Annotated in this window: 21 protein-coding genes; 13 read left to right on the top strand and 8 right to left on the bottom strand. The window is 30.6% G+C overall.

Annotated features, from left to right (window positions below):
* Positions 1–433 precede the first annotated feature (433 nt).
* Positions 434–1072, top strand: a complete 639-nt coding sequence (locus LPC16_RS05820) for a cofactor assembly of complex C subunit B (protein ID WP_229637236.1) — start codon at positions 434–436, stop codon at positions 1070–1072.
* A gap of 140 nt (positions 1073–1212) precedes the next feature.
* Here LPC16_RS05820 and LPC16_RS05825 read toward each other — a convergent pair whose 3' ends face one another.
* Together LPC16_RS05825 and LPC16_RS05830 are read right to left on the bottom strand one after the other, a co-directional pair.
* Positions 1213–3042: an ABC transporter ATP-binding protein gene (locus tag LPC16_RS05825; protein WP_229637237.1), complete on the bottom strand. Its 1830-nt coding sequence runs from the start codon at positions 3040–3042 to the stop codon at positions 1213–1215.
* Positions 3043–3114: 72 nt separating this feature from the next.
* Positions 3115–4530, bottom strand: coding sequence for an amidase (locus tag LPC16_RS05830; protein WP_229637238.1), 1416 nt, complete (start codon positions 4528–4530; stop codon positions 3115–3117).
* A gap of 280 nt (positions 4531–4810) precedes the next feature.
* Here LPC16_RS05830 and wecB point away from each other — a divergent pair, with 280 nt between their 5' ends.
* The gene (wecB, locus tag LPC16_RS05835; RefSeq protein WP_229637239.1) at positions 4811–5935 is read left to right on the top strand and encodes a non-hydrolyzing UDP-N-acetylglucosamine 2-epimerase; all 1125 of its coding nucleotides are present in this window, start codon (positions 4811–4813) and stop codon (positions 5933–5935) included.
* A 58-nt stretch (positions 5936–5993) separates the two neighbouring features.
* Positions 5994–7442 carry a cysteine--tRNA ligase gene (gene cysS, locus LPC16_RS05840; protein WP_229637240.1) on the top strand — a complete coding sequence of 483 codons (1449 nt, stop codon included), beginning with the start codon at positions 5994–5996 and terminating at the stop codon, positions 7440–7442.
* Positions 7443–7457: 15 nt separating this feature from the next.
* Here cysS and ftsY read toward each other — a convergent pair whose 3' ends face one another.
* Positions 7458–8762, bottom strand: a complete 1305-nt coding sequence (gene ftsY / locus LPC16_RS05845; protein ID WP_229637241.1) for a signal recognition particle-docking protein FtsY — start codon at positions 8760–8762, stop codon at positions 7458–7460.
* Positions 8763–9050: 288 nt separating this feature from the next.
* On the opposite strand from ftsY, the gene rpsO reads away from it, so the two are divergent.
* The gene (gene rpsO, locus LPC16_RS05850; protein ID WP_040054338.1) at positions 9051–9320 is read left to right on the top strand and encodes a 30S ribosomal protein S15; all 270 of its coding nucleotides are present in this window, start codon (positions 9051–9053) and stop codon (positions 9318–9320) included.
* Positions 9321–9476: 156 nt separating this feature from the next.
* Here the strand turns inward: rpsO and chlG are convergent, their stop codons facing one another.
* Entirely contained in the window at positions 9477–10457 is a 981-nt protein-coding gene (chlG, locus tag LPC16_RS05855; RefSeq protein ID WP_229637242.1) for a chlorophyll synthase ChlG, read from the bottom strand.
* A 198-nt stretch (positions 10458–10655) separates the two neighbouring features.
* Positions 10656–11900: a site-2 protease family protein gene (locus LPC16_RS05860; RefSeq protein WP_229637243.1), complete on the bottom strand. Its 1245-nt coding sequence runs from the start codon at positions 11898–11900 to the stop codon at positions 10656–10658.
* 611 nt (positions 11901–12511) lie between these two features.
* Between LPC16_RS05860 and LPC16_RS05865 the strand changes: the two genes are divergently transcribed.
* The 4 genes from LPC16_RS05865 (at position 12512) to LPC16_RS05880 (ending at position 14526) form a co-directional block, all read left to right on the top strand.
* Complete coding sequence (locus tag LPC16_RS05865) at positions 12512–12676, top strand: hypothetical protein (protein WP_229637244.1); 165 nt, start codon at positions 12512–12514, stop codon at positions 12674–12676.
* A 47-nt stretch (positions 12677–12723) separates the two neighbouring features.
* Positions 12724–12918, top strand: a complete 195-nt coding sequence (locus tag LPC16_RS05870; protein ID WP_229637245.1) for a hypothetical protein — start codon at positions 12724–12726, stop codon at positions 12916–12918.
* Positions 12919–13027: 109 nt separating this feature from the next.
* Entirely contained in the window at positions 13028–13261 is a 234-nt protein-coding gene (locus LPC16_RS05875) for a hypothetical protein (RefSeq protein WP_229637246.1), read from the top strand.
* 473 nt (positions 13262–13734) lie between these two features.
* A complete protein-coding gene (locus LPC16_RS05880) occupies positions 13735–14526 on the top strand; it encodes an HpsJ family protein (protein WP_229637247.1) in 792 nt (263 codons plus the stop codon).
* A 55-nt stretch (positions 14527–14581) separates the two neighbouring features.
* On the opposite strand, the gene fabI is transcribed toward LPC16_RS05880, so the two are convergent.
* A complete protein-coding gene (gene fabI, locus LPC16_RS05885; protein WP_229637734.1) occupies positions 14582–15358 on the bottom strand; it encodes an enoyl-ACP reductase FabI in 777 nt (258 codons plus the stop codon).
* 241 nt (positions 15359–15599) lie between these two features.
* On the opposite strand from fabI, the gene ntcA reads away from it, so the two are divergent.
* Genes ntcA through LPC16_RS05900 form a run of 3 tightly spaced genes read left to right on the top strand, consistent with a single transcriptional unit; the run spans position 15600 to position 18177 of the window.
* Complete coding sequence (gene ntcA, locus LPC16_RS05890; RefSeq protein WP_040054403.1) at positions 15600–16277, top strand: global nitrogen regulator NtcA; 678 nt, start codon at positions 15600–15602, stop codon at positions 16275–16277.
* 24 nt (positions 16278–16301) lie between these two features.
* On the top strand, positions 16302–17762 hold the full coding sequence (locus LPC16_RS05895) for a DUF3084 family protein (protein ID WP_229637248.1): 1461 nt from the start codon (positions 16302–16304) through the stop codon (positions 17760–17762).
* A complete protein-coding gene (locus tag LPC16_RS05900; protein WP_229637249.1) occupies positions 17755–18177 on the top strand; it encodes a pre-16S rRNA-processing nuclease YqgF in 423 nt (140 codons plus the stop codon). Before LPC16_RS05895 ends, LPC16_RS05900 begins: the two co-directional genes overlap by 8 nt.
* Before the next feature lie 48 nt (positions 18178–18225).
* On the opposite strand, the gene alaS is transcribed toward LPC16_RS05900, so the two are convergent.
* Complete coding sequence (gene alaS / locus LPC16_RS05905; protein WP_229637250.1) at positions 18226–20868, bottom strand: alanine--tRNA ligase; 2643 nt, start codon at positions 20866–20868, stop codon at positions 18226–18228.
* A gap of 190 nt (positions 20869–21058) precedes the next feature.
* On the opposite strand from alaS, the gene LPC16_RS05910 reads away from it, so the two are divergent.
* The gene (locus LPC16_RS05910) at positions 21059–21478 is read left to right on the top strand and encodes a BlaI/MecI/CopY family transcriptional regulator (protein ID WP_229637251.1); all 420 of its coding nucleotides are present in this window, start codon (positions 21059–21061) and stop codon (positions 21476–21478) included.
* Between the two features lie 2 nt (positions 21479–21480).
* Positions 21481–22332, top strand: coding sequence for a M56 family metallopeptidase (locus LPC16_RS05915; protein WP_040054330.1), 852 nt, complete (start codon positions 21481–21483; stop codon positions 22330–22332).
* A gap of 279 nt (positions 22333–22611) precedes the next feature.
* On the opposite strand, the gene ligA is transcribed toward LPC16_RS05915, so the two are convergent.
* Entirely contained in the window at positions 22612–24684 is a 2073-nt protein-coding gene (gene ligA / locus LPC16_RS05920) for an NAD-dependent DNA ligase LigA (protein ID WP_229637736.1), read from the bottom strand.
* Positions 24685–24979 lie beyond the last annotated feature (295 nt).

Below are 24979 nucleotides of genomic sequence, written 5' to 3' on the forward strand. Positions count from 1 at the left end.
TTATGTCAAGAATTACAACATATTATCAATTTATATTAAGAAAAATGGATTTCGAGTTAATCGTTTATTTTTTGTTAGATACTCAAAAAAACTATATTTGACCTGTAAATATTACAGTTATATTATTAATACTACTATTTTGTCATACTATTATAACCATCTCAAACAATGTCAATATAACATCTTATCTGACAAATATATACTTGTAAAATTCAAAAATGAATAGACCAAATTTATAGAAATTAAATTATAATTTCTATGATGCTAATTAATAGCAATTTCTTCCTCATAAAAAATTTTCTTCGTCAAAAAATATAGACAGAGAAATTAATAACCAATTTTTTAAAATGGTTATTTTAACTATAATAAAATAGATTCTACAACAAACAACTCATTGTAGAACTTTAAAACGACTCCTAGATAACTTTTTGAAATGAGCTCAAACTTTAATCAAAGTCTGCGACTAATCCCTATATTTTCAGGTGCCCTAGGTAGCATATTACTAGTAATTAATCGCTTCACAATAACACATTTAACTGATTCCCAAGCAAGATCTGATGTTGTAGGAATTATTCTCAGCGGGGTATTAGTTCTTGTTGGATTGCTTTGGCAGCAAATTCAACCAAGATCAGCGAATGCTGTTACTCTTATCGGAGAAGAGAAAATTGAGTTTAATAGTTATTTAGATGAAGAAACTAAGCTAGATTTAGCTTGGGCATCTCACCTAATATTGAATAATACTGTTACTAAATCTGTGATTATTTATTACAAAAAAGATATCTTACTTCGCCGAGGAATTTTGGGTGAAAATGATAAAGTTAACCCAGGTAAGATATTAAACAAAGTTTTTGAAAAACAAAAGGCAATTTATTTAGTTAATCTTGATTTATATCCAGGAAGAATTGAATTCGATTATTTACCAATAAACACACAAGGTGTCATTTGCCAACCATTAGGAAAAAATGGAGTAATGATTCTTGGTACTAACGTTTCCCGTAGTTATACTAAACAAGATGAAAACTGGATCGAAGGTATCGCTGATAAAATAACTTTAACCTTGCAAAAAAACTAGGTTAATTCATGTCATAGAAATTTCGTTATTTTATTTATGTGTAATAGTTTTTAACTATAAAATTTATTCTACCCAATATTGTTTTAAGCTAAATTACATATATCTCAATGGATTAAAATATGAATAATCATATCTATTTATTATTTGTGTTTCATCATTTGTAATTGATATAATTTTTTATATAAACCTTCTTGTTTGATTAAATTTTGATGGTTCCCTGATTGAATTATCTTACCTTGTTTTAAAACCAATATTCTGTCAACATCTTTAATAGTTGATAATCTATGAGCAATAATTAGTCCTGTTCTGTTAATTAACAGTTGTTTCAATGCTTGTTGTATTAAAGCTTCAGTCTTTACATCCAAACTAGCCGTGGCTTCATCTAATACCAAAATACTTGGATTGCGAATAGCAATTCTAGCAAAAGCTAATAACTGCTTTTCTCCTTTGGAAAGATTAGTACCTCTTTCTTTTAGTAGTGTATGATATCCTTCAGGAAATTTTTCAATTAATTGATCTGTATTAGTTAACCTTGCTGCTTGTTTTACTTCTTCTAAAGAATATTTTTCTCCTAAAGTTATATTTCTTTTAATATCACCAGCAAATAGAAAATTTTCTTGTAGAATTATTCCTATATATTTCCTAAGTTCTTGTTTGGAAATATACTGACTATCAATTCCATCAATTAAAATTTTTCCATGAGTAGGTTCATATAAACGTGATAAAAGTCTTATTATTGAACTTTTCCCAGACCCTGTCGGCCCCACTAAAGCAATCTTTTCCCCTGGAGAAATTTTAAAGTTTAAGTTTTTAAGAATAAAATCATTTTTTTTATATCCAAACCATACATTGTCAAAAATAATTTCGCCTATTTTTCTGTTATTATTTCTAATAATTGAAAAATCTATATTTGTTTTATTTTCTTTTGTTTCTATAGGTTCTTGCATTAGTTCTGTTATACGTTCAATAGCAGTAAACCCAGATTGAAATGTGGTAAATTTATCGGCAAATCGACGTAATGGATTAAATAATCTCTGAGCATACAAAATAAATGCAGATAAGGTTCCGAAATTAATACTAGTATTCATTATACCAATACCTCCTAGCAAAAGAACCATTGCAATTGCGACTAAACTTATCCACTCTAAAGTTGCAGAGACTGCTGAATCATGAAAAATTGTCTTACTAGTTGCTTGACGATAATTTTTATTTATGTCTTTAAATAATTTGCTATTGAAGTTCTCTCTCCGAAAAGTTTGAACTACATTAATACCTGAAATATTCTCTTGTATCATAGAGTTTAATTCAGATAATTTTTCTCTTGATTGATAATTTGCCTTACGATACTGTTTTTGGAAATAAACTACCAATCCTGCTACAGGAACTATCATAAACAAAAGTACCAAAGCCATTTTTGTGTCTAGTGTAAACATAGTAACTATAATTGCTAAGATGTAAACTGAATCACTAATAATCCCGATTCCACCACTAGCAAAGATATTTCCTAAAGCTTCTACATCACTAGTTAAACGAGTAATTAAATTACCTATTGGAGTCTTGTTAAAAAAACTACTTTCTAAGGAAATAATATGACTGTATAAGTCTCTCCTAATATCAGCTGTGATACTTTGTCCTAATTTCTGAACAATAAATCCTTGAATAGAGGAACAAATTAAACGAATAATTATTGTTATTAATAGCGAAATGATTAATAAATATAATCCTTGCTCAAAAGATAACATTCCTATAAAGTTCCAAGTTGCTTCTTTACGTGACAAAGAAATCGCTTGTCCTACAAGAAGAGGTTGCACTGCTCCTGCTATCGATAAAGGTACTAATAGAAATATTGATGATAATAATAAATCAGGATACGAAAGAGCATAAGGTAATAATTTAGAAGTTAAATTATCACCATATTTTTGTGAAATTGTAACAGATTTTCTGAATCGTAATTTAGAAGAAACAATCATATCCAAACAGTATAAATATTTACTACCATTTTTTAGATTAGCATTTAACAAATATTACTAATCAGACTAAATCTAGTTACTTACTGAGTTTGGTATTAACATTTGATAATTATTAATTTTCTCTAATTGAGCAGCTACACGAATTAAAGCCAGCTCATCAGCAGGTTTTCCTACTAGTTGGATTCCTATTGGTAATCCTAAATCATCGTATCCCATAGGTAAACTTATGACAGGTAATCCACTAGCATTAAATGCTGGGCAAGGAGATATCCAGTTAATAATTTTATCTAAAGTTTTTTCAGGTGATAAGTCAGACCATTCTCCAACTTTTATGGGTTGATGTAAATAGACAGGTAAGACTAAAATATCGAAAGTATCAAAAAAACTTACTAATTTACGAGAAAAAATTTGTACTTTATGAACTGCCTGTAAATACTCTCCTGCTGTTACAGTACGTTGTTGTAGCCAAATATTTAATGGGCTTAGAATACTCAATGGCAATCCAGCTGCTTCGACTCCTGATTGCCAAATAACTGTAAATGGATCAATTAAAGCTTCTACCGAAGGACATTTCTCTTCTAAATGATGTCCCAAAGATTCCAGAAGTAAAGCAGTTTTTTGAATTGTTTTTTTGATAATCAACTCAGTTTCTAGAAAAGGTGGAATATAGTGAGAAAAAGCAATAGTTAGAGGCTGAGAAACTTGTTTAGAAGCCTCTAGAAAAGAAGTTTTAGATGTGGGCAACCAGTATGGATCACCTTTAGTATAGCCTGCCATTATATCTAACAAAGCTGCAGCATCACTTACTGTACGTGCTATGGGACCATTACTAGAAATTCCACTTTGGTAATCTCCCATAGGAGCATTAGACACTCTTCCTCTGGAAGGTTTTATTCCAACCAATCCACAACAACCTGCTGGCCCTCGAATTGATCCACCCCCATCAGAACCTTGAGCAATCGGACACATCCCTGAAGCAACGGCTGCTGCTGAACCACCACTCGATCCTCCTGAAGTATAATCTAAATTCCAGGGATTTCGGGAAGGTAAAAATCCTGGAGGCTCTGTATATGGAAACGATCCTAACTGGGAAGTCGCTGTTTTCCCTAAAATTATAAATCCAGCATTTTTTAAACGCTTGGTCACTTCATCATCATAACTAGCAACATTATTTTTAAGAGCAGATATACCATAGGTTAAAGGCATATTGACTACAGAGTTAAGATCCTTTATACCAATAGGAACTCCAAAAAAAGGAGGAAGATAATTCAGATTAGATATGGTGTTTAATTTTTTCGTCTTTTTTTCGGCATCTCTAAGAGCAGCTTTTTTTGCAACGAAAAAAAAGCTTCCTAGTTTTGAATTATATTTTTCAATTCGTTCTAAAAATAATTGAGTTAGATCTAAAGGTGTAATTTGACGATCTAGAATTAGCTTAGCCAATTCTAAGGCAGGAGTAAAAGCTAAATCAATATCAATTGAGCTCATTTGTAATAGATACTAAATATCTTGTAATTATAGGATATCTGATTTAAAACTAGTATTGTATTGATGTACTAATCAATTATTTTATTATTAAGAATAATTGATATTACTTTTGATACTCTTCACATAGTCTTTCTGTAAATTTTATCTTATTGATAAAATAAATATTTTTCTAGTTTCATACTACTTCAGTAGTGTTTATTAAAATTTAGTAATGAGAAAGTTGATAGACATAATTTTATGTAACACTATAGTATTAACTAAGTTTTCATTGTCCTAATATATGACTTCATTCCCCTACAAAGTTTGTATTACTTTAGGAACTCGTCCAGAAGCGATAAAGCTTGCTCCTTTAATAAAAAAATTTCAGAGTTCCAAGATGCTTAATACCTATGTTATCTTAACAGGACAGCATCAAGAAATGGTAAGACAGGTTATGAAGTTATTTAATATTGAGGCTAATGAAGATTTAAAGATAATGCAGCCTGATCAAAGTCTTACTGATATTACTTGTCGTAGCTTAAAAGGACTAGAAGAGATTTTTATTAAAATTAAACCTCAATGTGTTATCGTCCAAGGAGATACTACCACTTCCTTCGCAGCAAGCCTAGCAGCTTTTTATCAGAAAATACCTATTGGTCATGTAGAAGCAGGCTTACGAACAGATAATATCTACAGTCCTTATCCAGAAGAGGTAAATCGTCGCTTAATTTCTCAGCTTGCTCAGTTGCATTTCGCGCCAACTTACCTAGCTTTAGAAAATTTGAAGCATTCTAATGTTACGGGAAAAATATACTTGACTGGAAATACTGTTGTCGATGCTTTATTAGAGGTTTCTAGACAATTTCCTGACTGTAATGTTAATGGTTTAGATTGGAATCAGTATGATGTTCTTTTAGCGACCGTACATCGAAGAGAAAATTGGGGTACTCCATTAGAAAATATTTTGAAAAGCTTTTGTCTTATTCTAGAAAAATTTCCTAATGTTGCTTTGCTAATACCCATGCATTGTAACCCGACTATTAGGAAACCTATTCAAGATACCTTAGGCAAACATCCTAGAGTTTTTCTAACTGAGCCTTTGGATTACACAGAGTTAATAGGTGCCATTCAAAAATGTTATTTAATATTAACAGATTCTGGTGGTTTACAAGAAGAAGCACCAAGTCTTGGTAAACCTTTATTAGTACTACGAGAAACTACAGAACGACCAGAAGCTGTTGAAGCAGGTACTGCTACTTTAGTAGGTACTGATCCTTATAAAATCTTTATGAAAGTTAATGAGCTACTTACAAATAAACCTTTGTATTCAAAAATGACTAATATAGTTAATCCTTTTGGAGATGGACAGTCAAGTAGTAAAATTCTAGGAATTGTTGAAAGCTTTTTAAAAAAACATAATTCATAGAAATAAAGTTTTATTTTCGTTTAAATTCAATTTTCTTTTTATTCTTTTAGTTATAACAATGTTAGTAATTCATAATACTTTAAATCGAACAAAAGAGCCTTTTACGACTATTGAAGAGGCAAAAGTAAAAATGTATTGTTGTGGCATCACTACCTATGATTATTGTCATCTGGGTCATGCTAGAACCTGTATTATTTGGGATACAGTAAGAAACTACTTACAATGGATTGGTTATGAAGTTAAATATGTCCAAAACTTTACAGATATAGATGATAAAATACTAAACCGTGCAACAAAAGAAAAAACAACAATGAAGAAAGTATCAGATACATTTATCAATGCTTACTTTGAAGATATGGAACGTCTTCATGTTGAGAAAGCTGATGCTTATCCTCGAGTGACTCATATAGTTGAGGATATTCAAAATTTGATTAAAGAACTAGAAAAAAATGGATATGCATACACTTCAGAAGGAGATGTTTATTTTAATATTCAAAGTTTTAAAGAATATGGTAAGTTATCGGGGCGCAAACTAGAAGATTTAAAGACAGGTGCTAGTGGTAGAGTTTCACTAGAGGATGTTCAAAGTGGCAAGAAGAGAGACTCTGCTGATTTTGCACTATGGAAAAAAGCTAAATCTACAGAAACATCTTGGGATTCTCCATGGGGGAAAGGTAGACCTGGATGGCATATAGAATGTTCTGCAATGATCAAGAAAGAACTAGGAGAAACTATTGATCTTCATGTAGGAGGTAGTGATTTGGTTTTCCCTCATCATGAAAATGAAATTGCTCAATCAGAAGCAGTTACAGGCAAAGAATTATCTCGTTATTGGTCACATAATGGAATGGTAAAGGTAGATGGAGAAAAAATGTCAAAGTCTCTAGGTAACTTCATCACAATACGAGAGTTGCTTGATAGATTTGAACCTATGGCAATAAGGTTATTTGTTTTACAAACACATTATCGTAAGCCGTTAGACTTCAGTAATAAGTCATTAGTCGCAGCAACCAGTAGCTGGCAAACTTTATCAGATGGTCTCTTGTTTGGACATCAATATGGCGAAAAATTAGGATTTAAAAATAATTCTTCCGTAGAACTCTTACCTGATTTGACCCAAAGATTTCAAAAAGCAGTAGATGATGATTTTAATTTTGCTGGCGGATTAGTAGTTTTATTTGAAATTGCTAAAAGTTTACGTAAAGAAAGTAATTTATTGATTCATACAGGAAACACCACATCATCGCCCAAGCTTTTGGAAGAACAGTGGTATACATTGAAGCATTTGGCAGGAATTTTAAGATTAGAGACTGATCAAAATATTGCAGATACAAGTTTATCCAGAAAGCTAACTGATGAAGAGATTAACGAATTAATCGAGAAACGTAAAATAGCTAAAAATGCTAAAAGATACGCAGAAAGTGATCTTATTAGAGATCACTTAAAAAAACACAATATTGTTTTATTAGACATGTCAGATGGGTCAACTACATGGCATTCTAACTAATAATAATATCATGTGCTATTCATTTAATAGAGCTTCCACGAATTCATAGCTAGAAAAAGGTTTTAAATCTTGAATGTCTTCGCCTACCCCAATAAAACGAATTGGTAAACCGAACTGCTGTGCTATGGCTATCGCAATTCCACCTTTTGAAGTTCCATCAAGTTTTGTCAAAATTACTCCGCTTAAATGAGCAGCTTCTAAGAAAAGTTCTGTTTGACGTAATCCATTTTGGCCTAAAGTTGCATCAATAACTAACAACGATTCAACATGGGCATTTTCTGCTTTCTTGTCAATAACACGTCTAATTTTAGCTAACTCCTCCATCAAATTTGTCTTATTTTGTAACCTTCCTGCAGTATCTATTAATAGTAAATCAACACCACGAGCCTGCGCCGCTATCAATCCATCATAAACAACAGCAGCTGGATCAGTATTTTTGCCTGGATTAGCAATAACAGGAGTATTAGTCTTCTCACCCCATAATCTTACTTGTTCAACAGCAGCAGCTCTAAAAGTATCAGCTGCTGCAATAATGCAACTATGTCCAAGTTGCTGAGCTAGATATGCAAGCTTTCCAATTGTTGTCGTTTTGCCAGCACCGTTGACTCCTGTTAATAGCCAAATATTTAAAACTTCTTTTTTAACTAAAATTTCTGAATTTTGTACTTTTTTTAAAGGAGAATTTAGAATATCACATAAAATATTTTTGAGATATTCAATTGCCTGTTCTGAAGGTAGAGATTCTTCTAATAATTTATCTTGCAAACTTGTAATTATATAATCTGTTGCATTAATTCCTATATCTGCTTGTAGTAATATAGCTTCTATTTCTGCAACGACATCATCGTTTAGGGGGCCTTGGCCTAAAACAAATTTTAATTTATTTAGTAATCCACGACGAGTTTTTCCTAAACCCTGATGAAGACGTGTTAGCCATTGAATTTCATCCTTTGTTACATCTTCTGGATCTCTACCCTGATTAGCTAAGATTTTGGCAGACCAAACAAACTCTTTATTCAAGTCTACAGAGGTTTCATTATTATAAGCTTTAGATTCAGTGGCATTTTCTTTAAGAGCATCCAAACGATTGGATTTTTGCATCCATGTAGGAATGTTTTTTTTTAGAGATTTATCTGAAGTAGAAGTATTAATGGATAAAGAATCAATAGTTTCTATAGTATTTACTTGTGAAGTATCTGATTGTTCTATTGCCTTTTCTTCTTGAATATGTTTGTAAGCTTTTTGTGCCCAAGATATGTAATATTCTTGAGATATCTTTTTATCTTCAGAATCGGGTTGATTATTAGGCCAATTAGACATAGTACAAAGATTGAATCGGTATTAGTATAGTAACTTATTAAGCATATTTAATGATAAATATTAAATAGAATAATCACTATATTAGTATTTATTTTATTTAATATTTTTTGTAAAGATAACCCATTTATATAGTTATTGCTTATAAACTTTGTCAATATGAGAGCAAAGAATAATATCCAAGCATAATTTATTTAGAAAAGTGGTTTAATTTCTAAAATCATACAGAGTAGTTATATTAAAAAATAAGTGGTATTATAGGAGACTGCAGTATTTATCAAACAATTTTTTATGAGTTTGACCCCTATTCAAAAGCAAACCCTGATGAGTGAATATCAAATTCATGATACAGATACAGGATCAGCTGATTTGCAAATTGCTATACTTACAGAACGAATTGTACAGTTAACCGGTCATTTAAAGAAAAATCCAAAAGATCATGCATCTCGTAGAGGACTATTAAAGATGATTGGTCGTCGTAGACGTCTACTGGCATATATCAAAGATAAATCCTTAAACCGTTATCAGGACTTAATTAAACGTCTTGGTATTCGACGTTAGTGTATATTCTGCTATTGTTAAAATTTAACTATAAAAAAAATAATAGTAAAAACAAAAGAATTACTTAAACCAAGCTACAAAGATGAAAAATTATCTTTGTAGCTTAAATTTGCAAAGTAGATTTTTAAGATCTGTTTAAGCAGATTTAATTTATAGTCATACCACTTGCCTACCTAGCGCTAAGCCAACTACTAGCATTCCCAGTACTAAAAATGGTTGAGCCATAGCTTGGTATTTCACATCATTTTTTAATGGATCTCGTAAAAAATACATATCTTGTAATGTTATCTGTGGAATAACTAATAATAATAAAATTGTTGCGTATAAGTTTTCATGAATGTAAATTAAGTAACTACCAATTCCTATCTGAAATATGTCAATCATCATGACACAGATCCATGATGCTATCGTTACTCCAAACATAACAGGCATGGAGCTTAACCCCAACTTAGAGTCTCCTTCAATGCTTTTGAAGTCGTTAATAATAGCAATCCCTAAGCCTGAAAAACTATAAAATAAAGTTAGAATAACAATTGTATAATTTAGTTCCCCAAACAAAGCATGACCTGCCCACCAAGGTAAGGCTATATAACTAGCTCCTAATGCATAATTACCTAACCAACCGTTCCTTTTTAACTTTAATGGTGGAGCTGAATATATATAAGATATAAATGCCCCCCCTAAAGTCAGACATAACATTGTTGGAAATTCATGACTGCTCCAAACATCTAGCCCATAACTTAATACTATCCCTAAGGTTAATAGAACTAAAATCTGTACTATTACCTGAGATACCGAGATCGCTCCTGAAGGAATAGGACGGTAAGGCTCATTAATAGCATCAATTTCACGGTCATAAAAATCATTGAGGGTTTGTGTGTATCCTGTCATTAAAGGACCTGATAACACCATACAAGCTAAAACTTTTGCAAAATCTTCTATTGTCCAGAAATAGTTTCCTGAAGATGCAGCTCCACATATTACTCCCCAGATTAGAGGTACCCAGGTAATAGGTTTTGTCAGTTGTAATCTCAGTTTCCAGATTGATTTTTTTTCGTAAATTCCTCCTTTCATTCCCAATAGTTGACGAGCTTGATTATTTGTTTTATTCTTATCAAGATTTGTAGAAACAGACATAAGCTAAATTTAATAAATGTAGTTTACAAGATTAAAATATCTATTATGCAAATTCATAATTAGAAATTTTTTAGTGATAGTTATTCATAATCCATACTGGTAGACGAACTTTTTTAAAAGAGTAGTGATGTTTATTGGCAAGAGCAAAATAAGTTTCATTAATATGTTATTTAGCTATTTTAAGATTAAAACAATACCTCATTTCTTTTCAGGATCATATTGTATTGTTTTTGAAATTGCAGATAATTCTAAGTAACTCGGATATTCACCATTTTCTTTAATATACTTAATTTCATCGTCAGAGATTGGTAAATTATTATATGAAGCAATTTTTTTAACAATATCTCCTCGATCAATTATTCCTACAACAGCACCAGCTGGAGAAAGAACGGTAATATAATACTCTTCACTTTCTTCCAACTTGTCAATAACTTTAATCAGCAGAGTTTTTTCTTCTACTGAAGATATAGTATCCAAAGGATGTGCTATGTCTCTTAACAAGCAATCTAAACTATTATTATACTCAATTTTTTTTAAATCCTTATTTGAAAGTAATCCTCGATAACGTCCCTCTGAAGCAGCAAAATATGCTGTTCCATGAGTCTTTTGACCATCGTACATATGAATAAATTCATATAAAGTGAGATTAGCATTAACAATACGGAAATTGTTAGTCATAACATCTGCAGCTGTAATTTCTAAAAAACTTTTTTGTAACTGAGAAACACGGCCATAATTATTTGCATTACGTAAAACAAACCATCCAACAATTACTATCCAGAAACCACCTAAAGATCCTGTCAATGAAATTATAAACAAGCCTAGGATAATACCTAGCCATCCTATTATCCTGCCGCTTATAGATGCATAACGGACTCCAATAAAATAATCATCTTTTAACTTCCATACTATGGCTTTAACAATTTGCCCTCCATCTAAGGGTAGTCCTGGAATTAAGTTAAAAACTCCTAGTACAAAATTCATTCTTGCTATATCTTCTAACATATAAGACAACAAAGGATGTAAGAGACTAGCTTCTTGATTTGGAAAAATAATATGGTTAATCGTAAATAAAATAATTGACAAAGCTAAACTAACTAAAGGTCCGGCGATAGCTATCAAAAACGCTTCAGTAGGTTTTTCTGATTCTTTTTCTATAATTGCAACTCCACCAAATAAAAATAATGTAATAGATTTAACATTAATTCCTTGAGTATAGGCGACTAGGCTATGACCTAACTCATGAGATAAAACTGAAATAAATAAAAATAAGGAGAGAAATAACCCTGATAACCATTCCAGCCACCATGAATTACCAGCCAGTCCCTGAATATTAATCTCTTGTACATTAGATAAAGTAATTAATCCTAGAATTAAAAACCAAGAAGAGTTGATATAGAAAGGAATGCCTAATAAGGAGCCGATTTTCCATTTTCTATCCATGATTTAGAAGGTGTAAGAATTGATTTTTTATTAATATCTAAGTCTAAGTAGATAGTTTCACTATACCGAATGTTGAAACAGAGTTCATCATTTAGTCTTTGAATAAAATATTTAAAATATTTGTTAACACTTATAAACTCTAACCTAGATTCTATTATTATAAAAGTTATATATAGAAAATATAGTAACTATTAATTAAAATATAACTAAATATCTATCAAGATAATTGATCTTAATTATTTTGAAGATTGCTGAAGAGTATAAGGATATTATTACCTTACTGTACTTTAATAATATCAGAGTAAAAGTTTCTAATTCAAAAGATAATGATGCAATAAGACCTTAAATAAGATAATAGATAAGGAAAGGCTCATTTATTATCTTATTCAAGTACTAAGAAATTAAATTTATTATTGACAGATATTAAAACATTAATTAATGTAGCATTGTAGCAATCTAAACTAATTATAGTTTGGTGGTCTGGAAATGCGCGTTTAGCTAATTTATCTGATAAGTAGCTTACTGCACACGTGGTTTGCGCAGTATTAATTATGTTTTAAGCAGGAGTATTTTGTTTATTTGAAGTAGCGCATTATTCTACTAATATTTTTATGGGAGAACAAAACTTGATTTTGATTCCTCATTTAGCTAGTTTAAGAATAGTTGTTAGTAAAGGTGATCAATTTAGTTATGCTTATCAATATTTTATTATTGGTGTTATGTATTTAATTCTCTCAGCTGTTTTAGATGCAGGAGTTCTTTTCATTCTAAATTAGTATTTACTCTTAGTCATCATTTACTTATATCAAGGTGAGAAGTTTTTTTGTTCGTTTTCTGGTTCTCCTTACATGGAGTTTATGATTCCATAATTGGAGATATAAGAAATGTTAACTCCCCTAGACTTAATCCAATAACCATTTTTAGTTATCAAATTCACTTTGTTGATACTAACTCTTTAGCAGATCTAGTTGGTGGACATATTTATATAGTGATCGCACTCATTCTTGATGGAGTATAGTATATATTTACTGCTTCTTTAAAATAGACTCAAAGTTTATTTGTATTTTTTCGGAGAAGCCTTTTTATCCTAAGCTTTCGGTAGTTTAGCTGTTTGTAAATCTACAGATGTGGCTTATTGCCTTCACGACATATTAGCTTATACTACAGATTTTTATTTTTTAGAGCTAAGATTTAGCATTGCTCATTATTTTGCAGACAACATGATACTTTCTAATGGTCTACATAGTGCTCGTATATGGCTGGCCAATGCACATTTCTTTTTACAAAATCATACTTTAAGAGCTATTGAACTTAAATTTAAGTGCATAGCAAAAGCTTCTACAGTATTAGGGATGAATTAAATAAACATAAAATTCAAAAAGTCATTAGACTATAAAATTGAGTTATGTACAATTAATTAAAATCTATCACAAATAGTTCAAACTTGATGGAAATGAGCAATAACACTGTCTATACGTTAGTTGTATAGATAGTGTTATCTTTCTAAAAATATTAAATATTATGGCGTTAGTAATAAATAATTCTAGCTAGAAGCCTACAAACATCATTTAAAAAGAAACAAAAACTTTCTTTTTATGAAAAAATTTAGTAATATAATTCTCAATTTTGCAGATAACCTGTTAAATTTATAGAAACATAATTTTATGTTAGCTAGTTTATTACAACTATTTAAAAAGTATTCTTATATAAATGTTAAAAGCTTTCGAAAAAAAGCATAAAAAACGAAATTTCGTTTTATTAAATATTTTTGATAATAATCATATAAGCAGTAAATAACAAAATTCTTGTAAATAATATTTATAAACTAAAAAGTATGAATTATTCAGTATTTACATCTCTTACGCTAAAAACTATTGGTATAGTTTTTATTCTTACCTCTTTATTACACTATACTATCTTATTTGTTCCCCTCAGTTTAGATATACAATGGCAAAACACTTTAATAGATTCAATAGTTGATAGGGGAATTTTACCCCTGGCAGGTATAGGATTTATAGTAACCAGTTATTTCATTGAAGATTTAATCGACAAACCAGCTACTAAAAAGTCAATATTTAATTTAGAATTGCTAATTTATATATTAGCTAGTATTTTAGGACTCATATTTTTATTAATAATTCCTGTACATCTAAATAACCAGAACACTACTAAAGTAGAAGCTCTAGAAAAAATTGAAGAAGGAGCTGTTCAAGGAGCCGAACAAATTAACCAATTTTTAATTCAAGTTGACACTTTATCAAAAAATCCTGATAGGCTTAACGATCAGATCGTGAGCCTTAATAGTATTTTAGAAATTAGACAACTTGAAGGAAAACCTTTAGAAGCTCAACAATTAGAAACTCTTCGACAACAATATCAGCAGCTAAAAGGTTTAAGAGAATTAGCAAAAAATCCTGAAGAATATAAAGAACGAACTAGTGAATTGAAAAAACAATTAGAAACTCAATTAGAACAGAATAGAAAAAAAGCTGAAAGCCAAGCTGTTAATCAGTCCATTAAAAAAGGTTTTAATGTCGGATTTAAAAGCTTAATGCTAGCTATTGCTTACAGTATGATTGGTTGGATAGGATTAAAATCTACTATAAATAATTTTAAAAAATCATAAATTGTGAGATTTTAAGCGTAAGTAAAAAGTAATAAACTTTTTACTTTTTACTTTTTTACATTCCCATAATTGTATATCCAGCATCTACATAAATTATTTGTCCTGTAATACCACTAGCTAAATTACTACATAGAAAAGCGGCAGTATTACCTATCTCTAGTTGAGTTACTGTTCTTTTCAAAGGAGCAATTTTTTCTACATGATTAATCATATCTAAAATGCCTCCCACTGCTGAAGAAGCTAGCGTTCTTATAGGACCAGCTGAGATGGCATTAATTCGAATATTTTGCGAACCTAATTCATTTGCTAAATAACGAACACTCATTTCTAGGCCAGCTTTAGCAATCCCCATCAAATTATAGTTAGGTATTACTTTAACTCCTCCTATATAAGTTAAAGTCAACACACTACCTCCTTCGCTCATTATCGGCTTAGCATACTTGACCATATTACCTAACGAAAAAGTACTAATTTCGAGAGATTGGTTAAAAACTTTACGAGACATGTCGCTATAGTCTCCTCCTAGTCCTTCTTTATCTGCAAACGCTAGACAATGGATTAATATATCTAGTTTTCCCCAACTATTTGAAAGATAATCAAAGGTTTCTTGTATTTGTAACTCATTTTGAACATCACAAGGTAGTATGATGGAAGGAGAGATAGGTTTAACTACATCACGAACTTTTTTTTCAAAGCGTCCTTTTTCGTCAGGCAAATATGTGACACCAATATTAGCTCCAGCTTTATGAAGTTGTTGCGCAATTCCCCAAGCAATAGAGCGGTTATTAGCAATTCCTGTAATAAGAGCGTTTTTTCCGGATAGATCTAACATAATTATCTGAATAATTAAACAAAGTTTTTCTCTAATATGCCACCATTTTTGAACAATGGTGGCTATAATCATTCACAGGGTAAGAGATGTATTTATCCTGATAAAAACATTGTGAAGCAAAATGTAGCAAAAATGTAACAAAAATCTTTGAAGATGCTTTAAATTAACATTTTTGTCCAGGATTAATATAATCTTAAATGTTTTAATTCCCTTTGTTTTTTTAATGTTCTATTAAAGTGTGATTGAATTGTCTGTGCTACAAAATAAACCACTAACGGCTATTTTGCGCCATATTAATGGCGAGGCTTATTCTTCGAATATTGAATTATTTGAACGAGGAAAAACTATTTTTTTCCCTGGTGATCCAGCAGACAAAATATATTTTTTACTTAAAGGAGCTGTTAAATTATCTCTTGTGTATGAAGCAGGAGACGAGATTACTGTAGCTTTATTGCGAGAAAATAGTATTTTTGGAGTACTTTCTTTAATTGCAGGACAAAAATCAGATCGTTTCTATCATGCTGTTGCTTTCTCTTCTGTAGAGCTATTATCTGCTCCAACCAATAAAGTAGAAGAGGCTTTGAAAAACAACTCTGATTTGTCTATTTTAATGCTTAAAGGCTTATCTTCTAGAATTTTACAAACAGAAATGATGATTGAAACTCTTGCTCATCGTGACATGGGTTCTCGCCTAGTTAGTTTCTTATTAATTTTATGTCGAGATTTTGGGGTTCCTGTATCTGAAGGTATTCATATTGATTTAAAGTTATCTCATCAAGCTATTGCCGAAGCTATCGGCTCCACTCGTGTTACCATAACTCGTCTTCTAGGAGATTTACGTCAGCAGGGAATAATCTCCATCTATAAGAAAAAAATTACAGTCCATAATCCTGTTAATCTTAGTCAACAATTTTCTTAATATTGGTATTAATCTTAAAAGCGAATGACTAGTTCTTATATCCTAGTACTATCGATTCTCATTTTAGGAGGCTTAATTGCAGCATTAGGTGATCGGTTAGGAAGTAAAGTTGGTAAAGCTCGACTCACTATCGGTAATCTTCGCCCAAAACAAACAGCTGTTGTTGTTACTGTTTTAACAGGAACTTTCATAGCAGCTTCAACATTTGGTATTTTATTAATTTCTAGTAAATCCTTAAGAGAAGGTCTTTTTCAACTTGATAAGATTCAAAAACAATTACGTATTGCTGAGGCTGATTTAGAAAGACTGGGTATAGATAAAAAAAATACTGAGAAAGAGTTGAGAAAAGTAAAAAGTGAACAATATGCTGTCGAAAAAAAGTTAGAAATGACTATTAATAACTTTAATACGGCTAAACACCAACTTAAATCAGCTTTTGACCAAGCTTTGAAGTTAAGAATTGATATACAAACTCTTTTAAATGAAAGAAGAGAACTTCGCCAGAATAAAGTAGATCTTGACAGACAAATTAAAAAACTGAAGCAAGAAATTATTAATCGAGATCAGGAACTAGAAAAAGGGAAAAAACAAATTATAGAACAAACTAAAATCTTAAATGAACGACAAAGTAGGTTACAAAGTCTAGAAAAACGCCAGAGTATTTTACAAGAAGAAATTGATAGGAGAGATGCTGAAATTATCAAACTTGATCAAGATATTAATGGCAAAGATATTGCTTTAAAAAACAAGGAATCACAACTTCAACAATTAGAGAGGAAATCTACATATCTTCAACGACAGATGGCTATCTTAGAGCAGTATTATCAAACTTATCAAGAGTTGCGAGAAAGGAAAATTGCTATTGTTAGAGGTCAAGTATTATCTATTGGTGCAGTACGTCTTGTAGTTTCTAAGGCTAGTACTCAAGTAGTTGATGAATTATTAAGACAAGCTAATAGGACTGTCATAGAGTTAATAGGTAAAAATACTATACAACCAGATTACAGAGTAGTAAAAATTACCCAGAGTCAAGTCCAACAATTAATTCAAGAGTTGCAAGATAATCAAGAATATGTGGTCAGAATTATTGCTGCAGGTAATTATGTACAAGGAGAAAAGGAAGTTAGAGTTTTTGCAGATGTTGCTCTTAATCAAAAAATTTTTAGTAAAGAAGAAACAATTTCTGTAATTTCAATTGATTCTTTAAAATTAACAGAAGAAATAATACAACAAAAACTAGACTTATTACTATCAGCAACTCAATTTCATGCCCGTCGTTCAGGAGTTTTAGGTGGCATACAAGTAGCGGATGGAAGATTGAAAACTTTAGTAGACTTTATTGAAAGTATTCGACAATCACAAGTGGGATTAGATAAACTTAAAGCAATTGCTATGCAAGATACTAAAACAATTGGTCCCTTGAAGTTAAAGCTTTTAGGGATAAGAGGAAGAGAAGTAATCTTAGAAACAAATAATAATGACTAAAAAAGAACCATTACCTATTCTAGGATTTGACCCTGGAAGAGATAAGTGCGGTGTTGCCATCGTTAATGAAGATGGTGAACTTTATTATCATGCAGTTATTAAATCATATGATGTTATTCAACAATTGAATTTTTTACAAAAGAAATTTTTTTTTAGATTATTAGTCATAGGAGATCAGACAACTTCGGAAGATTGGAAAAACTATTTAGAAAAAGAATTATTATTTTCAGTGCCTATAGTTAAGATAGATGAGAGAAATAGTACTTTAGAAGCGCGAAATCGATATTGGAAGATGTATCCTCCAAATTTTATCAGACGTCTTATTCCTGAAAGTTTAAGGATCCCAAATCGTTCAATTGATGATATTGTTGCCATTCTCTTGGTAGAAAGATTTCTCCAAACTAGTAAAAAATAAAGATAATCTATGGTGGGTAAATTTTACCTAAAGTTTACCCACCATAAATTATTTAAGTAGTTGAATAAGCTTATTTTTTGCAGTTAGCAATGCTTCTTCTAACTTACCTGGATTTTTGCCTCCTGCTTGAGCTAAATTAGGACGACCTCCTCCTCCCCCTTCACATATTTGGGCGATTTCTCCAATAAATTGACCCGCTAATATATTCTTATCTTTATAAATTTTTTTACTAAAAGCTGCTACAAGACTGACCTTATTTCCAGGAAGTGTAGATCCTAACACTACCGCACCTTCTCCAATTTTATGCTGTAACCTTTCAGCAGATTTTTGTAATGCCTTTGTATCCATATTTCCTACATTCGAGACAATTATTTTTAAATTATTGTCTAACAATTCTGCCATATCTAATAATTTATCAGATTTAATTACAGCTAACTCCTGTTGTATTATTTCCAATTGTTTCTGAGTATCTTTCAGTTCAATTTGTAATGATGTGATACGATTTTGAATTTCTTCAGGTTTTGTTTTAAGGTGGTCACATAAATTCTTAACTATATTTTCTCTTTCTTTTAAGTGGTTCAGAACAGTTGGTCCTGTAATAGCTTCTATACGTTTAACACCGGAGGAAATACCACTTTGTGAAATTATTTTAAATAATCCAATTTCAGCTATATTTTCTACATGTGTTCCTCCACATAATTCCATTGAAACTTCAGGAATATTAATAACACGAACTTCTGCCCCATATTTTTCTCCAAACATAGCTATGGCACCTTTTTCTTTTGCAACTTTTAAAGGCATATTTTCTACTTTTACAATATGCTTTTCAGAAATCCAAGAATTGATAGTATTCTCTACTTTTTCTATTTGCTCTGGAGTTATTTGACAAGAATGTTGGAAATCAAATCTTAATCTATCAAAAGTAACTAATGATCCTGCTTGTGTAATAGAGTCACCTAGAATTTTTTTTAGCGCAGCTTGTAATAAGTGAGTTGATGTATGATTTAGTTTAACTTGATGACGATAGTCATTATTAACAACTGCATTTACAACTTCATCAGCAAATATACATCCTTCTTCTACTTTTCCAGAATGTATAAAAATTCCAGATTCTTTTTGAACATCGTTAATCCTAATAAATGAATTTTGCCCAACTAAATGACCATGATCACTCACTTGACCACCTGATTCTGCATAAAATGGAGATTGATCCAGCACTATTTTTATATCATCTCCCTTTTCTGCTTTTGGAACAACTTTTTGATTAACTAGAACTTTTTTAATCACAGAAAATGAACTTAAATCAGAATAACCAAGAAATTTTGTAGCAGCTATATTATTTATTAATTTATTGACCCCATATTGCACAGATAAATTTACAGTTTCATGCGCTGCTTTTGATCTACATTGCTGTATTTTCATTTGTTTATAGAATTCGTTAACATTAACTTTTAATTGACTCTCTTCTGCAATTTCTTGAGTTAATTCTAAAGGAAATCCATAGGTGTCATATAAAGTAAAGGCATCTAAACCAGAAATTTGACTAGACTTCTCAAGCTTGAGTATTATTTCAGATAATAATTTCTCTCCTCTCTCTAGAGTTTTGAGAAAAATATCTTCTTCTCTTTCTAGTTCCTTATTAATAAAAATTGCTTTTTCTTTAATTTCTGGGTAAAACTCTCCAGAAGTTTGAATTGCAGTCTGTGCAATTTCATTAATAAATTTTCCCTCGATCCCGATCAAACGTCCATGTCTAATAATTCTACGAATTAAACGACGTAATACGTAACCTCTATCTGTATTAGAGGCAACAACACCGTCAGATATCATATGAACAACTGCTCTAGTATGATCCCCAATAATTTTCAAAGATCTTTTTACTTTTTCTTCTGCTTCTGCATAGTCAGTTGTAATTATGTTTGATATGGATTTAATTATTGGAAAAATTAGGTCTGTTTCATAATTATTAGGTACTTTTTGTAATATTTGAGCCATACGTTCTAGGCCCATTCCCGTATCAATATTTTTTTGTTCTAAGGGTAACAAATCACCATTATCATTACGATTATATTCCATAAATACGAGATTATAGAATTCAATAAAACGAGAATCATTTTCTAAGTCGAGATTTTGCTCTCCTAATTCAGGATAAAAGTCATAATACAATTCTGAGCAAGGGCCACATGGCCCAGTTTCTCCTGCTTTCCAAAAATTATCTTTTTCTCCCATTCTTATGATTCTCTGTTTAGAAATACCAATTACATTTTCCCAAATATCAAAAGCTTCATCATCATTTTCAAAAACACTAACAATAATATTCTGTGAAGGTAAAAGAAAAATTTCAGTAGATAACTCCCAAGCCCATTTTATGGCCTGCTCTTTAAAATAATCTCCAAAACTAAAATTACCTAGCATCTCAAAAAAAGTGTGATGCCTAGCTGTATAACCTACATTATCAATGTCATTGGTTCGAATACATTTTTGAGATGTAGTAACTCGAGAAAAGCGAGATAATTCTTGTCCAAGAAAGATAGGTTTAAACGGTAACATACCAGCTATTGTCAACAGAACAGTTGGATCTGTTGGTATTAATGATGCACTTGGAAGAATTTGATGCTTTTTCCCTTTATAAAATTGAAGAAATTTATGGCGTATTTGATTTCCAGTAAGAAAAGGTGGAGGTGTTATCATTATGGAATATTTGTTTGAATTTATAGATTGTTATATTGTTACATTTTGTGGATGAATATTAAAAATATACTATTGTTCTCAAGTGTTAAGATGATAAGTATTAGTATTGTTTCAAAAACTTTATTAGTACAATTAAAACGTAAACATTTTTATTAGCTATATTGTTCTTTAATTTTGATTGCATTCATTTATGTCTTCTTTACCTCAATATCGTCCTCAAAAACTTTCACTAGGATCTCTTGAAACTGAAATTTTGGAAATTCTTTGGGATCTTGAAAAGGCTACAGTTAAACAAATTCATGATCATATTTTGTCTGATTTAGAAAGAGAATTAGCTTATGCTTCTGTTACAACAGTTCTCAATCGTCTTACCAAAAAAGGTTGGTTAAAATGTTGTAAACAAAATAAAGCATTTTCTTGGGAACCTCTTGTATCTCGTGAACAGACAAATACGTTACGAGCTTGTGAGCAATTGCAACAATTTCTTGCTATTAGTAATCCTAATATGGTCGCTTCATTCGCAGATAATTTGGATACTACTAGCTTAGAACGCCTAGAGTTAATTGCTGCTAATTTACAAGAGATTCGTCGTCAACGGGAGATAAAATAGATATGCATATATTAATGATTTTACTGGTCTTAACTCTTGCTTTTGGAATCAGATTACTTTACCCTTCTAACTTTATGGGAATGAGCCGCTGGCAAATTTCTCTTATAACTTTTATAGTGCCTCCTTTGTTAGTTGTAGTAACAGCTATCTCAATTATTTCGATGGGATATGATGGTAAGATGTTAGGCTTGCCAGCAAGCCGCTTTAGTTATTCAACATCGATAATTTTTTTAGGTATCGCTCTAATAAAATTTATTAAAATCACTTTTCAAGGTTGGAATTCAGTTAGAGTGATTAGAAATTATCCTAAACAGATTATTAATAATCACTTAGTAAGGGTTGTTGAGATAGACGTACCTTACAGTGCACAAATTGGATTTTGGAATCCTGAATTAATTGTTAGTAGTGGTTTATTAAAATCTTTAGATTTAAATCATTTAAAAGCTGTTATTGCTCATGAAGAAGCACATAAAAATTATCATGATACTTTCTATTTTTTCTGGCTGGGTTGGTTGAAAAATATTAGTTTCTGGTTACCAAATACAAATATGATTTGGGAAGAACTGTTACTACTTAGAGAAATTCGTGCAGATCAAAAAGCCACTCAAAATATTGATCCTTTACTTCTCGCTGAATCTCTACTTATTGTAGCTAGAAAGATGAATTTAATAGCTGAAGACATTTCTACTAGCTTTGTAGAAGCATATTTTCATGAGATGAATACTGATAGTAGACTTGAAAAACGAATTAAAGCATTATTTAATATATCAGAAGATTTAGGAAACGATAGTTCTCATTTGAATTATGTTTTATTAGCCTTACTACCCTTGCTTTCTATCCCTTTTCACAATTAAAGAGGCTACTCAATTTATTCTTTACATAAAAATTTAATAATATTTTATATGTAAACTATCTCAAGGTTGCCATCTTAAAAAATGCAATTTTTAACTAACGAAAATACAGTGAAATTTATCATATTTATTTACACAGAACAATTTTAAAGAAGAAAAATATTTATATAAAACTATATAGAATTTGATTTATTTTATTATCTTAAAAGATAAAAATCAAAATAAGGAAAGCTAGTTTTAAAAAGTTTAAAGTAATTAATATCACAGAGACTAAAACCACAACTATTTAATGTATTCCTGATTTTTATGAATCTTATCATTTTTAATGTTAGTATCCTTCAATATCTTTAAAAATTCTGCTTCATTTAACTGAATAATATTCAATTTTGCTCCCTCTGATAATTTAGATCCAGGATTATTACCTACTATAATATAATTCGTCTTTTTAGTGACTGAATTAACTACTTTACCTCCTAATTCTTTAATTAAATCTTTAGCTTCATTTCTCTTTAAAGTATTTAGACTTCCGGTAATAACAAAAGTCATATTTAAAAACTGATGTTTACTTAATTTAGATTCATCAAGCCCTGACTTTTTATCTTCTAAAACAAAACCAATATTGTTTAACTTATTTATTAATTTCCCGTTTTCTTCAATTAAAAACCAATCTACAATTGATTGAGCAGCTTCTTTACCTATCCCTTTAATTGTCATCAAAGAATCATGAGAAGCCTTAGATAAATGTTTAACACTAGAAAAATTTTCTGTTAATAACATAGCTGTTGTATATCCTATATGGTGAATGCCCAGTCCATATAAAATTTGTGTCCAAGACTTGTCTTTACTCCTCTCAATAGACTTGATTAGATTTTCTGCAGATTTTTTCCCCATCCGTTCTAAACTAGAAACTTTTTGGAAGTCTAAATAATATAAATCTGAAATAGAATTCACCAAGTTAGTACTAATCAAAAGATCTATAATCTTTTCACCTAATCCACATATGTCTAAAGCGTCTCTTGAAGCCCAATGAACTAGAGTTCCTTTCAAAATTGCTGGACAACTATTATTAATGCAACGAATTACTACTTCATTTGAAAGGCTAGTAAGTATATGATTGCATCTAGTACATCGTTCAGGAATTTGAAAAGTTTTGATCTTAAAAGGACGTAATGTTTTTAATACCCGAACTACTTCTGGTATTATCTCACCAGCTTTACGTACGACGACTGTGTCTCCTATACAAATTCCTAATTGGGAGATACGTTCAATATTATGCAACGTAGCTTTACGAACTACTGTTCCACCCAGAAGAACTGGTTTCATTACTGCCATTGGAGTAACAGCTCCTGTTCTTCCTGTATTAAAAATGATATCTATAATTATTGTGGATACTTCTTCTGCAGGATACTTTAATGCAATTGCCCACCGAGGAAACCTTTGTGTAAAGCCTAATTTGTGCTGTAAAGAGTAAGAATTGATTTTTACTACAATTCCGTCTGTCATGTAAGGTAAATGCTTTTTTGCACTTTTCCATTCATTAAAATAATTAGTTACTGTTTCGAGGGACTTACACAATCGATAATAGGGATTAACTAGAAATCCACATTTTTGTAGAAACTTCAAAGAATTCCATTGATTTTCAATATTTAAATTATCAGCATACAAAGAATATGCAAAAAATTGCAGCCTCCTCTTACTTACAATTTTCGAATCTAATTGTCTTAGAGTTCCTGCTGCTGCATTTCTAGGGTTAGCAAATAAGATCTTTCCTTCTTTTTTCTTTTGTTCATTAATTCTTGTAAATTCATCGAAAGGTAGGAAGACTTCTCCATTTATATTTAAAATATCAGGTGGATTATCTAAATTGAGACGTAATGGAATAGAAAAAATAGTACGAATATTTTGAGTAATATCTTCTCCTGTTACGCCATCTCCTCGTGTTAGACCACGTACTAGTAAACCATTCTTATATGTCAATGATATGGCTGAACCATCAATTTTTAGTTCTGCAACATATTCTATTGATTCGTTTGTTTGCAATCCTAAGTATTTTTGACAACGACTTTTCCAAGCCTCTAATTCATCTAAGTTGAAAGCATTTTCTAGACTATATAAAGTAATATTATGTTTGACGGAGGTAAAATGGAGAGCAGGTTTTTCTCCTACTCTTTGTGTAACACTGTTAGAGTTGCTAAAATTTGGATTTTCTTGTTCCAAAGTATATAATTTTCGATATAGTTGATCATATACAGAGTCCTCCATTATGGATTCATTTAGAACGTGATAAGCGTAATTAGCCTGTTGCAGTTGTTTGCGAAGTTTTATAATTGTTTTTTGAATATTTGAATTATTCATTTTTCCATCCTTCAATGTAGTAACTGTTGTAACTGTGTTAAATAAATAACTTTCTACATATCTGAGCATATTAATAAATATATATTTATTAAAGTTCTAAAGATCATTTACTAATACTAGAAATATCCCAAAAAATGTATTAGCCTTAATAAGTGTTATTGAAATACATTAGTTTTGGATTCTAGCAATTTTTAGCCTGTAACGATTAATCAATCTTAATATTTTAAATGAGATAAAAATTATTTTTTTAGGAATTTATTTATAGTCATTTTGACACAAAATATATAGGATATTA

This window comes from cyanobacterium endosymbiont of Braarudosphaera bigelowii (genome assembly GCF_020885515.1).
Classification (GTDB): Bacteria; Cyanobacteriota; Cyanobacteriia; order Cyanobacteriales; family Microcystaceae; genus Atelocyanobacterium; species Atelocyanobacterium thalassa_A.